Source organism: Arthrobacter sp. 210 2 (assembly GCF_059093025.1).
Window position 1 is genome coordinate 127850 of record NZ_JBNHIE010000003.1, and the last position, 13146, is coordinate 140995.

14 protein-coding genes are annotated in these 13146 nt (G+C 67.6%); 8 read left to right on the forward strand and 6 right to left on the reverse strand.

The annotated features are described in order from the left end of the window. The first annotated feature begins 15 nt into the window (after nucleotides 1-15). From AC5RWA_RS07885 to AC5RWA_RS07895, 3 genes are read left to right on the forward strand one after another with little or no spacing between them, the layout of a single operon-like run. Nucleotides 16-957, forward strand: coding sequence for an ABC transporter permease (locus AC5RWA_RS07885; RefSeq protein WP_494057174.1), 942 nt, complete (start codon nucleotides 16-18; stop codon nucleotides 955-957). Continuing rightward, on the forward strand, nucleotides 950-1780 hold the full coding sequence (locus AC5RWA_RS07890) for an ABC transporter permease (RefSeq protein WP_494057175.1): 831 nt from the start codon (nucleotides 950-952) through the stop codon (nucleotides 1778-1780). The genes AC5RWA_RS07885 and AC5RWA_RS07890 overlap by 8 nt, the downstream gene beginning before the upstream one ends. Beyond that, nucleotides 1777-3426: an ATP-binding cassette domain-containing protein gene (locus tag AC5RWA_RS07895; protein WP_494057176.1), complete on the forward strand. Its 1650-nt coding sequence runs from the start codon at nucleotides 1777-1779 to the stop codon at nucleotides 3424-3426. Before AC5RWA_RS07890 ends, AC5RWA_RS07895 begins: the two co-directional genes overlap by 4 nt. Here AC5RWA_RS07895 and AC5RWA_RS07900 read toward each other — a convergent pair. After that, on the reverse strand, nucleotides 3423-4499 hold the full coding sequence (locus AC5RWA_RS07900) for an ATP-dependent DNA ligase (protein WP_494057177.1): 1077 nt from the start codon (nucleotides 4497-4499) through the stop codon (nucleotides 3423-3425). The genes AC5RWA_RS07895 and AC5RWA_RS07900 overlap by 4 nt on opposite strands. Nucleotides 4500-4556: 57 nt before the next feature. Then, nucleotides 4557-5480, reverse strand: a complete 924-nt coding sequence (locus tag AC5RWA_RS07905) for an AEC family transporter (protein WP_494057178.1) — start codon at nucleotides 5478-5480, stop codon at nucleotides 4557-4559. Nucleotides 5481-5631: 151 nt separating this feature from the next. Between AC5RWA_RS07905 and AC5RWA_RS07910 the strand changes: the two genes are divergently transcribed. The 3 genes from AC5RWA_RS07910 to AC5RWA_RS07920 are packed head-to-tail and all read left to right on the forward strand — an operon-like array spanning nucleotide 5632 to nucleotide 9620. Next, on the forward strand, nucleotides 5632-6648 hold the full coding sequence (locus tag AC5RWA_RS07910) for a TIGR03885 family FMN-dependent LLM class oxidoreductase (RefSeq protein WP_494057179.1): 1017 nt from the start codon (nucleotides 5632-5634) through the stop codon (nucleotides 6646-6648). Beyond that, complete coding sequence (locus AC5RWA_RS07915) at nucleotides 6645-8339, forward strand: alpha-amylase family protein (protein WP_494057180.1); 1695 nt, start codon at nucleotides 6645-6647, stop codon at nucleotides 8337-8339. Before AC5RWA_RS07910 ends, AC5RWA_RS07915 begins: the two co-directional genes overlap by 4 nt. A 54-nt stretch (nucleotides 8340-8393) precedes the next feature. Continuing rightward, nucleotides 8394-9620, forward strand: a complete 1227-nt coding sequence (locus tag AC5RWA_RS07920) for a pyridoxal phosphate-dependent aminotransferase (protein WP_494057181.1) — start codon at nucleotides 8394-8396, stop codon at nucleotides 9618-9620. Here AC5RWA_RS07920 and AC5RWA_RS07925 read toward each other — a convergent pair. Beyond that, nucleotides 9617-10027, reverse strand: a complete 411-nt coding sequence (locus AC5RWA_RS07925) for a hypothetical protein (RefSeq protein ID WP_494057182.1) — start codon at nucleotides 10025-10027, stop codon at nucleotides 9617-9619. The genes AC5RWA_RS07920 and AC5RWA_RS07925 overlap by 4 nt on opposite strands. Before the next feature lie 178 nt (nucleotides 10028-10205). Here AC5RWA_RS07925 and AC5RWA_RS07930 point away from each other — a divergent pair, with 178 nt between their 5' ends. Then, the gene (locus AC5RWA_RS07930) at nucleotides 10206-10442 is read left to right on the forward strand and encodes a hypothetical protein (protein WP_079598073.1); all 237 of its coding nucleotides are present in this window, start codon (nucleotides 10206-10208) and stop codon (nucleotides 10440-10442) included. A 92-nt stretch (nucleotides 10443-10534) separates the two neighbouring features. On the opposite strand, the gene AC5RWA_RS07935 is transcribed toward AC5RWA_RS07930, so the two are convergent. Genes AC5RWA_RS07935 through AC5RWA_RS07945 form a run of 3 tightly spaced genes read right to left on the reverse strand, consistent with a single transcriptional unit; the run spans nucleotide 10535 to nucleotide 12159 of the window. Next, nucleotides 10535-10822 (reverse strand): MoaD/ThiS family protein, encoded by a 288-nt coding sequence (locus AC5RWA_RS07935; RefSeq protein ID WP_494057183.1) that lies wholly within the window; start codon nucleotides 10820-10822, stop codon nucleotides 10535-10537. After that, nucleotides 10815-11921, reverse strand: a complete 1107-nt coding sequence (locus AC5RWA_RS07940) for a WD40/YVTN/BNR-like repeat-containing protein (protein ID WP_494057184.1) — start codon at nucleotides 11919-11921, stop codon at nucleotides 10815-10817. Before AC5RWA_RS07940 ends, AC5RWA_RS07935 begins: the two co-directional genes overlap by 8 nt. A gap of 37 nt (nucleotides 11922-11958) precedes the next feature. After that, on the reverse strand, nucleotides 11959-12159 hold the full coding sequence (locus AC5RWA_RS07945) for a hypothetical protein (protein ID WP_079598089.1): 201 nt from the start codon (nucleotides 12157-12159) through the stop codon (nucleotides 11959-11961). A 280-nt stretch (nucleotides 12160-12439) separates the two neighbouring features. Here AC5RWA_RS07945 and AC5RWA_RS07950 point away from each other — a divergent pair, with 280 nt between their 5' ends. Then, nucleotides 12440-13144, forward strand: coding sequence for a hypothetical protein (locus AC5RWA_RS07950; protein WP_494057185.1), 705 nt, complete (start codon nucleotides 12440-12442; stop codon nucleotides 13142-13144). Nucleotides 13145-13146: the final 2 nt, after the last annotated feature.

Here is a 13146-nt window from a genome sequence, read left to right on the forward strand (position 1 = left end):
TCCGGGATACACCGCATGCTGCAGTTCATCACCAAACGGACCGCCACCTTGCTGGCCGCCGTTGCCGTGTCCTCCTTTGCGGTGTTCCTGATCCCCTACGTCACCCCGGGCGATCCTGTCCGGAAGATCATCCGCTCGCGGGTGGCGGGGGATGCGGTGGATGAGTCGGCTGTCCGGGGCCTCGCCGAGAGCCTGGGCCTGAACGACCCCCTGGCCGCGCAGTACCTCCGCTGGCTGGGCGATTTCTTCACCGGCGACATGGGGCTGTCCTTTGTCAGCCGGACTCCCGTGGCGGAGCAGGTGCTGCCGGCACTGGCCGTCACGTTGAGCCTGGTGGCCATGTCACTGGCGCTGGCCGCGGCGGTGGCCCTTCCGCTCGGCATCATCTCCGGGCTCCGGCCGGGCAGCATGGCGGACAAGGCGATTACCGCCGTCACGCAGGCCTTCATTGCGATGCCGGAATACTGGGTGGCGCCCGTCCTGGTCCTGGTGTTCGCCCTCAAGCTGTCCGTGCTGCCCACCGCCGGCTGGAACGACCTCTCATCGGCTGTGCTTCCGGCCCTGACCCTGGCCCTGCGGCCCATCAGCTTTTTCACCTCCGCGGTCCGCGCCGGAATCATTGACGCCGCCGGCGCCGATCACGTCTCGGCGGCCCGGGCGCGCGGCCTGAGCCATGCACAATCCATCCTGCGGCACGTCATTCCGAACGGACTGGTGCCTCTGTCCACCCTCTTCGCCGTGTGGTTCGCCGGGCTGTTGGGCGGTTCGGTGATCGTGGAGGTGATCTTCGCCGTGCCGGGCATGGGAAGGCTGCTCTTTGACTCCGTGATCAACAGCGATATCCCGCTCGCCCAGGGCGGGGTGGTAGTGGTTGTGGCCCTCGCCGTCGGCGTGACCACCCTGGCGGACTTCGTCCACCGCTTCCTCAGCCCCACAGTGGGAGACTCCCTTGCGTAGCCGGAGCATAGTCACCACCCTGGCCGCGGCAGTCCTTGCCCTGATCGTCCTGGCGGTGCTGCTGGCGCCGTGGATTTCGCCCTACCCGCCGGCGGAACAGAACCTGGCGCAGCGCCTGGCTGCGCCCTCGGCCGCGCACTGGCTGGGCACGGACAACCTGGGACGGGACACCCTGAGCCGGGTCCTGGAGGGCGGCCGGTTCTCCATGTCGGTGGCCGCACTGGCCACCGTGCTGACCTGCCTGCTGGGGGTGGCGGTCGGAATCGTCAGTGCACGGCGGCGCGGCTGGGTGGATGAATTCCTGACCCGCACCAATGACGTCCTGCTCGCACTGCCGGAAATGGTGGTGGCGCTGTTCATCGTGGCTGCGCTCGGCACCGGGTTCGGTCCCCTGCTGCTGGCGCTCACGGTCACAGGCTGGACGCCCTTCGCCCGGCTGGCCAGGACCCTGGCGTATGACATCTCCGCCCGCGGCTTCGTGGACGCCGCGCGCGTGGTGGGCTGCACGCCGTCGTTCATCATTTTCCGCCATGTCCTGCCCCACCTCGCCGCCCCCGTCCTGGGCCAGGCGACGCTGCGGTTCGGGCACCTGCTAATCAGCGTGGGCGCCCTCTCCTACCTCGGGCTCGGTGTCCAGCCGCCGCAGTCCGACTGGGGCTCCATGCTGGCCGCCGCCCAGCCCTTCGCCGACCGCGCGCCGCTCGGCATCCTTGCCCCGGGCCTTGTCATCTTCACCGTGGCCCTCTGCGTCACGCTGCTGGGCCAGTGCGCGGCACGCATGGCAGCCGCTCCCCTGCTGATTACGGCGGCGGCAGACGCATGAGCACGCCGCTGGTCCTCGAGGACCTGGAAGTCAGCCTGACAAGGGACGACGGCGGGCGGCAGGGAAGGCCGCTGCTGTCCGGCGTCTCGCTGTCCGTGGATCCGGGCGAGTTCGTGGCGCTGGTGGGCAGTTCAGGATCGGGCAAGACCCTGACCGCCATGTCCTGCCTCCGCCTGCTCCCGCCGCAGCTGGAGATCACGGCCGGTTCCATCCGGCTGGACGGCCTTGACCTGGTGCGGGCCACGGAACCAGAGCTCAATACGGTCCGCGGCGGCCGGCTGGGAATGCTGTTCCAGCAGCCCAAGCGGATGTTCAACCCGAACCGGACCATCGGCCACCACCTTCGGGAGCCCCTGCGCCTTCATGGCGGGCTCCGCGGGCCGAAGGCCAGGGCCAAGGCAGTGGAGCTGCTCGAGGAGGTGGGCTTTTCCGATCCCGTCAGGGGGTTCCGCGCCTACCCCCACCAGCTCTCCGGCGGCATGGCACAGCGCGCCATGACGGCTTTGGCATTGGCAGGGCAGCCGGAGATGCTGCTCGCCGATGAGCCGACGTCCGCCCTGGACAAGGTGCTGGAACGCCAGGTCCTGCAGCTGCTGGACCGCGAACGCCGGGAACGCGGGCTGGGCATCCTGTACATCACCCACAACCTCGCCTCCGTGGCCGCCTACGCGGACAGGGTCCTGGTCATGAATGCCGGCAGCATTGTGGAGGCAGGCCCGGCCCACGAGCTGCTCACCCGGCCGAAAACAACGTACGCCCGGGACCTCCTGGCGGCAGCGCAGCTTGCCCCGGAATCGCGGCGCCGACCGTCCTCGGCTGAGCGTGACGTCCTGGTCCTGGACGGTGTGGGCAAGCGCTTTGGTCCGCGGCGGAAGCCGGGCAGCGCCGCGCTGGACGACGTCTCCCTGTCCCTCCGCCGCGGCGAGATCCTGGGCGTGCTGGGCCAGTCAGGTTCGGGAAAAAGCACGCTGGCGAAAGCAATTGTCGGCCTCGAAGCTGCCAGCACCGGGACCATTACCCGGCAGCTGGACGGCGCCGAAGCCCAGCGGCCCACGGCCGTCCAGCTGGTGTTCCAGGAACCGCACAGTGCCTTTGACCCCCGGATGACGCTGCGGGCCAGCCTGCGGGCGCCGCTGCTGCCGCGCCGGGGGCTGACACCCGCGCAGCGGGAGGAGCGGATCGCCGCCGCCCTGGCCGAGGTGGAGCTGGACGCCGGGCTGCTGGACAAACGTCCCGGCCAATGTTCCGGCGGACAGCTTCAACGGGCCACCATTGCCCGCGCCCTGCTGCTGGAGCCTCAGGTCCTGATCTGCGACGAAGCCACCTCGGCACTGGACGCACTCACGCAGCGGACCATCCTGAACCTGCTGCTGCGGCTGCAGCGGGAGCGCAACCTGTCCCTGATCGTGATCTCCCACGACATGGATGTGGTGCGGTACATGTGCGACAGGGTTGCCGTGCTGCTCGAAGGCCGGGTGGTGGAGTTGGCGGAGACCCGTGACTTCTTCGCGGCACCCCGGCACCCGCACAGCCGGTCCCTGGTGGCAGCCTCCATCCCCTGCCGTGCGGACGGCCTGTGGACCATGCTGGACGCCCGGAACCATGCCGCACGGGCGGGGCTGGAGCGGCAGGCCGCGGAAGGCTAGGACCGGCCGGTCGCCAGCACCGACGCCAGGTCAAAGTTGACGGGCTCCTCCAGCTGCGCGTAGGTGCAGGACTCCGGGTCCCGGTCCGGCCGCCAGCGGTTGAACTGCGCCGTGTGGCGGAACCGGTCACCCTCCATGTGGTCGTACCGGACCTCCACCACGAGCTCGGGACGCAGCGGCACAAAGGACAGGTCCTTGCCGGCGCTCCAACGGCTGCCCTCGGCGTTGCGCGGCGTCCGCTCACCCTCTTCCTGCTTGCCCCACGCCCAGGGGTGGCCCTCGAAATCCGTGACCAGCGGCTGGAGCTGTTCGTACAGTTCCTTGCGCCGCTTCATGGGGAAGGCGCCGATGACGCCCACACTGGCCAGGCCGCCGTCGTCCTTGTACAGGCCCAGCAGCAGCGAACCGATGCTGTCCGGGCCACTCTTGTGCACCCGGTAGCCGGCCACCACGCAGTCCGCGGTGCGCTCGTGCTTGATCTTGAACATCACGCGCTTGTCCGGCTGGTAGGTGCCGCCCAGGGGTTTCGCCACAATGCCGTCCAGGCCTGCCCCCTCGAACTGGCTGAACCATTGCCCCGCGATGTCCTGGTCAGTCGTCGCGGCGGTGAGGTGGACCGGGGCCTTGCTGGCCGCAAGCGCCTTCTCCAGCGCCGCCCGCCGTTCAGCGAAAGGCCTGCCCGTGTAGTCGTCGTCCCCCAGCGCCAGGAGGTCGAACGCCACGAAGGAGGCCGGTGTCTGCGCGGCCAGGAGCTTCACGCGGCTGGCCGCGGGATGGATGCGCTGCTGCAGGGCGTCGAAATCCAGCCGGTCCCCGGACGCGCCCACCAGCACGATCTCACCGTCCACCACGCACCGTGCCGGAAGGTTCTCCTTCAGCGCCGCCACCAGCTCGGGGAAGTAGCGGGTCATGGGCTTTTCGTTGCGGCTGCCGATCTCCAGGTCGTCACCGTCACGGAAAATGATGGACCGGAAGCCGTCCCATTTGGGCTCATAGCTGAGGTCGCCCTCCGGGATGCCGCTGACGGACTTGGCGAGCATGGGCGGGACGGGCGGCATCACGGGAAGTTCCATGCTGCCCATTCTTGCCCGGCGACTGCCCTTCGCGGAACCCCGGGGAGGCTGCGCGGCTCAGCCGGCCAGCAGCCAGACGATCAGGACCAGCGCCGGCGCGGCGGCCGCCGTCGAGAGGAGGATCGTTTCCCGTGCCACCGCCACTCCCCGGCCGTACTTGCTGGCGAAGAGGAACGCGTTCTGGGCGGTGGGCAGCGCGGCCATGAGCACCACTCCCAGGAGCATCTGCTGGTCCAGGTTGAACAGGAAGCGCCCGACGACGAACGCCACCGCCGGCATCACCAAGGACTTGAGTGCCGTGGCTGTAAGGATCTCCGCCGTATGCACGCCGCTTTTCAGCATGCGCGTGCCGCGCAGCGACATTCCGAATGCCAGCAGCACCACCGGCACGGCGGCTCCGCCCAGGAGGGTCAGCGGTGCCATCACCGGCTCGGGAAGCTCCACGTTGAAGGCAGCGAGGACCACACCCAGGAGGGAGGCGATGATCATGGGGTTCCGGAACGGCTGGGTGAGCAACAGCCGCGGCGAGAAGCGGCCCGCGGCAGAAAGATCCAGCAGCGTCAGGACCAGCGGGGCGAGCAGGAGCAGCTGGACCAGCAGCACCGGCGCCACCGGGGTTGCGTCGCCCAGGGCGTAAAGCGTGATGGGAATGCCGATGTTGTTGGCGTTGACATAGGAACTCGCCATGGCGCCAATGGCCGTTTCCGCCAACGGACGGCGGAACCACAGGCGGCTGACCATGACGTACAGCAGGGCGGTGGCCGCGGCCGTGATCAGCGCGAGCGGCACGTAGGCGGAAAAGACCACCGAGATGTCCGATTCCAGCACCACCGTGAAGAGCAGGACGGGATTGGTGATGAAGAAGGCGGTCCGCGTCAGCGCCGACACCGTCGCCTCGCCACCCAGCCCGCACCGGGCGGCAAAATATCCCACGGCAATAACGACGCCGATCACCGCCAGCCCGATCAGCACGCCGCCCATCAGAGGCACTTCCTTCCCGTCGATCCGCCTCCCGCCGGGAAGGCGGGAGGCAGTACTACAAGTTACAAACTTATCCGACAAGCAGGCGCGCGCAGGAACCGCTGGGCACGGGCCCTCGACACGGCACCACTACGGACGGTAGAGGTTAACGATGGTTACCCTCGGTTTTCACGCATCGCATGAACAGATCAGCCCCGGCCAGCTGCTCAAGGACGTCCAGCACGCGGAGCGCGCCGGCTTCGATGCCGCCATGTGCTCGGACCACATTGAGCCCTGGTCGGCACGCCAGGGGCATTCGGGCTTCGCCTGGTCCTGGCTGGGCGCCGCCTTGGCCACCACCAATTTGAGGTTCGGGGTGGTGACGGCACCGGGCCAGCGCTACCACCCGGCCATCATCGCCCACGCCTCCGCCACGCTGTCCAGCATGTTCCCGGACCGGTTCTGGTTCGCGCCCGGCAGCGGGGAGAACATGAACGAGCACATCACCGGTGACGGATGGCCCGCAAAGGATGTCCGCCAGCGGCGCCTGGAGGAGTGCGTGGACGTGATCCGCCGCCTCCACCGCGGCGAGGAGGTCACCCACCGCGGGCTGGTGACAGTGGAGCAGGCACGGATCTGGGACGTTCCGGAGAATCCACCGCCGCTGATTGCTCCCGCTGTCAGCGTGGACACCGCCCGCCGTGCCGCCGCCTGGGCCGACGGCCTGGTCACCGTCAATCAGCCGGCCGCGAAACTACGGGAGGTGGTGGCCGCGTACCGGGACAACGGCGGGCGGGGAAAAGCGGCGCTGCAGGTCCACCTGTCCTGGGCTCCGCGTGAAGCTGACGCCGCCGCCATCGCCCTGGATCAGTGGAGGACCAACACCTACGATCCGCCCATCCCCTGGGACCTGCCCACGGCCGGGCACTTCGACCTGGTGGGCGAACACGTGACAGAGGATCAGGTCCGCAAGACCGTGAACGTGTCATCGAGCCTGGACCAGCACGTTGAGTGGCTGGCGGAGTACGCCGGGCTGGGCTTCGACGAGCTGTACCTGCACTTCGTGGGGCAGGAGCAGGCTCCCTTCATCGACGCGTTTGCGGCGGAGGTCCTGCCCCGGCTGCGCGCAGCCGGTGTCCCGCAGCTTGCCGGTGCCTCCAGCGAACCGGCCGCCGGAGCGTCCGCATGAGGATCGCCGAGACTTCCGACCTCTGGTGGAAAAACGCTGTCATCTACTGCCTGGACGTGGAGACATTCTTTGACGACGACGGCGATGGCCTGGGTGACTTCGCGGGCCTCACCCAGCGCGTGGACTACCTGGCCGCCCTGGGCGTGACGTGCATCTGGCTCATGCCGTTCTACCCGTCCCCCGACCGGGACGACGGCTACGACGTCACCGACTTCTTTGGCGTGGATCCCCGGCTTGGCACGCTGGGAGACGTGGTGGAGTTCATCCGGGCCGCCAAGGACCGCGGCATGCGCGTGATTGCCGACTTCGTGGTGAACCACACCTCGGACCAGCACCCATGGTTTGTCGAGGCACGGAAATCAACCGACAACCCGTACCGGGACTTCTATGTGTGGCGGAAGGACACTCCCCCGGACACGTCCTCCGAGGTGGTGTTTCCCGGGGAGGAGGACTCCCTCTGGACGCAGGATGAGGCCACCGGAGAGTGGTACCTGCACATGTTCGCCAAGCACCAGCCGGACCTCAACGTCACGCACCCCGGAGTCCATGACCAAATCGCCAAGGCCATGGGGCTCTGGCTGGAACTGGGGCTGGACGGTTTCCGGCTGGACGCCGTGCCGTTCTTCCTGGAGACCCGGGGCCAGCCCAAGGACGAGGCGGCCAACCTGGATCCGCACGAATACCTCGCCGCGCTGCGCAGCTTCGTCAGCCGCCGCAACGGCAGTGCGGTGCTCCTGGGCGAAGTGAACCTGCCGTACAAGGAACAGGTGGAGTACTTCGGCGGGCCGGAGGGCAATGAGCTGAACATGCAGTTCGACTTTATGTCCATGCAGCACATCTACCTGTCGCTGGCCCGGCAGGACGCCCGTCCGCTCGCGGAAACACTCAAGGGCCGCCCGCCGCTCCACCCGGACAACCAGTGGGCCATGTTCGTGCGCAACCACGATGAACTGACGCTGGACAAGCTCAGCGACGGCGAGCGGGAAGAGGTTTTTGCCGCCTTCGGGCCGGAGAAGAACATGCAGATCTACGGCCGTGGCCTGCGGCGGCGGCTCCCCCCGATGCTCGGCGGCGACCAGGAGCGCCTCCGGATGGTGTATTCCCTGATGTTCTCCCTGCCCGGCACCCCCGTGCTGTTTTACGGCGAAGAGATCGGCATGGGCGAGGACCTTCGGCAGAAAAGCCGCGCTGCGGTACGTACGCCCATGCAATGGACCAGCGAAAAGAACGGCGGATTCTCCACCGCAAAGGCCTCCGACCTGGTGGCACCCCTGGCCAGGGACGAGTACGGGCCGGAGCACGTCAACGCCGCAGCCGCGAAGCGGGATCCGAACTCGCTGTTCAACTTCATGTCCACCCTGATCCACCGGTACCGCGAATCCCCGGAACTGGGGTGGGGGGAGTTCGCCGTCCTCGACCAGCCCGAACCCGCAGTATTTGCGCACACGTGCAGTTCCGACGGCGGCATGCTGGTCCTTTTGCACAACCTGGGCGAAGGCGCGGCAAACATCCAGGCCTGCCTCAGCCCGCCGGACGGCTCCGGGCGGGGGTACAGGGACGCTGTCCTGCTGGACCTGTTCGACGGCGACAATATTCCCCTGGAGCCCGACGGCAGCTTCAGCGTCAAGCTGGAACGCTACGGCTACCGCTGGTACCGCCTGCACCGGAAAGGCGACCGGCTGGCTCCCTAACGCTCCGGCACTTAACGGGGACACCCGGCGTCGGCCTTTATGAAAAGATCAACCATGCGCGCCATGCAACACTCCAGCAAACTCCAGAACGTCCGGTACGAACTCCGCGGGCCCATCCTCCAGGCTGCCAAGAACATGGAGGCCGAGGGGCACCGGATCCTCAAGATGAACCTCGGGGACACCGCCCCGTTCGGACTGGAGACGCCGGAGTCCGTGGTGGTGGACATGATCCACCACCTGCGGGGCGCGCAGGGCTACAGCGATTCCAAGGGCATCTTCTCGGCCCGGACGGCCATCTCCCAGTATTACCAGACCCGGGGCCTGATGCAGATCGGAGTGGAGGACATCTTCATCGGCAACGGCGTCAGCGAGCTCATCTCCATGTGCCTGCAGGCGTTCATGGAGAACGGGGACGAAATCCTGGTCCCCGCACCGGACTATCCCCTCTGGACGGCCGCCGTCACCCTGACAGGGGGCGTGCCCGTGCACTATCTCTGTGACGAGGCCGAGAACTGGTGGCCTGATATGGCCGACGTCGAGGCCAAGATCACCAGCCGCACCAAGGGGATCGTGATCATCAACCCCAACAACCCAACCGGGGCCGTCTACCCCCGGCACGTGCTGGAGCAGTTCGCGGCGCTGGCCCGGAAGCACAACCTGGTCCTGTTCTCGGACGAGATCTACGAAAAGGTGCTGTACGAAGACGCCCAGCACATCCACACCGCATCCGTGGCCGAGGACGTGTGCTGCCTGACGTTCAGCGGCCTGTCCAAGGCCTACCGCATGCCCGGCTACCGGGCGGGCTGGGTGGCGGTCACCGGGCCGCTGGCCGCCACCGCCGCCTACCGGGAGGGCCTGGAGCTGCTGGCGTCCCTGCGGCTGTGCCCGAACGTTCCCGCCCAGCACGCCATCCAGACGTGCCTTGGCGGTTACCAAAGCATCGAGGCGCTGGTCCAGCCGGGCGGGCGGCTGCGGGAACAGCGGGACCTGGCGTTTAAGCTCCTCACGGCCATTCCCGGCGTTACCTGCGTCCCGGCGTCGGGGGCCATGTACCTCTTCCCCCGCCTGGACCCGGAACTTTACCCGATCGCCAGCGACGAACAGTTCGTCCTGGACCTCCTGCAGGAACAGAAGATCCTGGTCTCCCACGGCTCGGCGTTCAACTGGCCGGCGCCGGACCACTTCCGGTTCGTGATCCTGCCGTCGGTGCTGGACATCGAGGAGGCAGTGGGCCGGATCTCCACGTTCCTGTCCGGCTACCGCAACCGCGCGGCGGCCTAGCCGGAGCGCTGCCTGCGGGCGTCGGCCAGCCGCAGCAGGGTCCCGGCTTCCGCCACGATCAGTTCCTGGGTGGAGGCGGAAACGGTGACGCTGCGCCTGCTGTCCTGCTCCTGGTTCCGGATGCCGACGGCGATGGCGCTCATCAGGTCCGCATCCTCTGCAGTGGCAAGGTCGCTGCCGATGAGCTGGACCAGCACCTTCAGCCCGGCCAGCCGACGCTGCGGATCAGCGTCATTAAGGGCTGAATCAATGGCCCATTGCGCGCGTTTCCACCACTGGTCCCGCCGGTCTGCCCGGTCCCGCTGCCGGTACGCCAGGAAGGCGACCAGCACCACGCCGAACGTTGCCAGCGGCGCCAGCGCCGCCGCAGCCAGCACCGACGTCCAGATCCCCTGCACGATCTCCATGGGACTACCTTAGGGGCCGCCCGCGCCGGCCCCGCGGACAACTGCCGTGCCGGAGAAACACCGCCGGTTCGAAGAACTAACCGGTACCTAACCGCGGGGAAACCAGCACGCAACATTGCCCGGCCACACTGGTAGTGCAGGCAAGAGCCGGCACCAGCCCCAGCCAGGAGGCCCCGCCATGATGAAGAAAGCGACCACGCATGTAACCAGAGTCCGCGCGCTGGACCAGCTCCACCGCGGTGATGAAATCGAAGCCCGCCTTTCCGTTGGGCCTTCCTACGACGATGTGGTGATCCGCCGCGGCAGCGTCCAGGAAACGGCGCCGGGCATCGGCGTCGTCTGGATCATGGACCGGGTCACGGGCCTGCGGAAAGCGATCAATACGGACGAATGCAGCGTGTGGCGGGTCGCCTGAGGCCTGCCGCTTTTATACCTTTCCGGGGCACTACACACCGCGGAGGCGGGCGCAGTCAGTAAGGACTGCCCGCAACCGCGGCGGAGTGGCGCTCAGCCGCCGGCCACCGACTGGATGATCAGCACCTCCTGGCCCGGCACTACCTTGGTGTCCAGCCCCCGCAGCCGCCGCACCTCATCGCCGTCCACGTAAACATTGACGAAGCGGCGCAGCGCGCCGGTTTCGTCGCGCAGCCGCCTGGCAAGTACGGCGAAATCAGAGGTCACGGAATCCAGCAGCTTCTCCACCGTCATCGGCCCGTCGGCGGGCGCAGTCAGTACGGACTGCCCGCCGGCCAGTGGCTGCAGGACGCCGGGAAGCACCACCGTGATGTCAGGCACCGGCCACCGCTGCGGCCCGCACGCAGAGAACGTCCGGCAGGTGGGCTGCCACTTCCCTGAACGCTTCGCCCTCGTCAGCACTTGCGTAGACGCTGCCGCCGCGCGTGCCGAAGTACACGCCGGCAGGCTCCGCCGTGTCTACGGAGGCAGCGTCGCGCAACACGCTGTTGTACTCCGCCGTGGGCAGCCCGGAGGACAGCCGAGTCCAGGTGGATCCGGCGTCGTCCGTGCGGTGGACGGCGAGTTCGCCGCCGGGGGGAATGCGTTCCCCGTCTGCTTTCAGCGGCACAACCCAGGCCGTTCCCTCGCGGCGGGGATGGGTCAGCATCACAAAGCCGAAGTCGGCCGGCAGCCCGTCGGCGATCGAGGTCCAGGTGTCCGCATTGTCGTCCGTGCGGTACACGCCGTGGTGGTTCTGCGCGTACAGGCGTCCGTCCACGGCGTGGTCGGCCGCGATTTTGTGGACGCATTGGCCGAACTCGGGATTGGGGTCCGGCATGAAGTAGGCGGAGATCCCCTTGTTGCGGGCCTCCCAGGAGGTGCCGCCGTCGAGCGAGCGGTACACGCCGCCCGTGCTCATGGCTACGTGGACCGTTTCCCCGGCCGGGTGGACCACGATGGAATGGGCGGCCGCGCCGCCGTAGCCTGCACCCCATTCGCTGCGGTGCGGATGGTCCCACAGGCCCCGGTTCAGTTCGAAGTGTTCGCCGCCGTCCGTCGATTTCCACACGGAGATGGGTTCCGCTCCGGCCCACACCACTCCCGGACGGGAAGCGGCATCGGGATAGATCTGCCAGATGCGCTCCAGCGCGGCGCCGGTGTCCTCCGGAAATTTGATGGCGCCCTGTTCCGGCTCGGACCAGGTGGCACCGAGATCATCGGAGTGTGCAACGGTGGGACCCCAATGCTCGTTCCGGACGCCCACCATGATCCGGGTTCGGCCGTCCCTGGTGTCAATCCCGATGCTGGGAACCTCGCTCATGAGGAAATGCGGGCCGGTAAACGACCAGTCGCGCCTGTCCTGGCTGGTGGCCAGCCACAGGCCTTTTTTGGTGCCGATCGCTAAGACAAAACTCTCTGCGGTTGCCATGCCCACCATGCAACCACCGCGGTGGGCTGCCCGCAACGACTTTTGGCTAGTCCACGAACTCCGACTGCGTCTCGATAAAGTCCCAGTCATCCTCCGTCAGCACCGCTGCCGGATTGTCCGGGTGGGGCCCGCCCGCTTCGGCGATACCCTGCAGCACCGGCAGCGGCAGTTCCTCCGCACGAAGGTTCTCCCGCAGCCATTCCTTGGTCTCAAGATCCAGGTCCAGCCACCACATGTAGATTTCCATGACGTCCACGCACCCTTTCGTTTGCTTCAACGTTAGGCGCGGCGCTTTTCGTGGACAAGGCTCATCCTGTCCGGCAAGTAGCCCGGGCCAATGTTCGGGTATTCACAAGTAACCGGGCCTCCGGACGCACGCAAAAGACGAGTACCACCTACTGGCGACCGGCCCCCGCCGTCGCTCCTAGCCTGAAACCTCAAGCAAGCTGACCGTGTGCTGGGGCATCGGCGTCACCGCTGGCCCTCCTCAACATGGTCCGTTTCACATCACACTGGGGAGAAGAATTATGAAACGCACCATCATCACTGCGGGGGTGTTGGGGCTGGGGCTGGTCGGCCTGACCGCCCCTGCCATGGCAGCATCCGACAACGTCAGCCTTTGTCACGCGAAAGCAGGGGGCGGTTACACCTCCAACAGCATTGACGATTCCGGACTCCATGGCCACGATCGCCACGGCGATGACATCATCCCGCCTAACGAGCACCTGCGGGGCGGACAGAACTGGGACGCTGCCGGGATCGCAATCCATGCCGGCGGTTGCGTTGCCGCCGCCGTCGTAGTGCCTCCGGTCGTCGTGCCGCCCGTTGTGCCTCCTGTGGTGGTGCCGCCGATCGTCGTCGAGCAGCCGCCCGTCGTCGTTGAACCGCCCGCAGCCGCGCCGGTGGTGGATCCGCCTGTTGAGGTGCCGGCCGTCGTCGTTGAACCGCCCGCAGCCGCTCCGATTGCCAATCCTCCGGCTGCTGCCGCGCCTGCGTCCGGTGCCGTGGTGGTTCCCGCGCAGCCGGCCGCCGCCGCTCCGCAGGCAGCTCCGCGGGCTGGTGCTGCGGCAACCGCAACCAACAGCCTCGGAACCAACCAGGGGTACAACGCCCAGACTGCGGTCGGCGGCGCTGAAAGCTCCCCTGCGTGGCTTGGCGGGCTCGGTGCGCTGATGGCGGCGGGAGCGGCTGTGGCATTGCGCCGCCGTTCCGGCTCCTCCATGGCGAACTGACG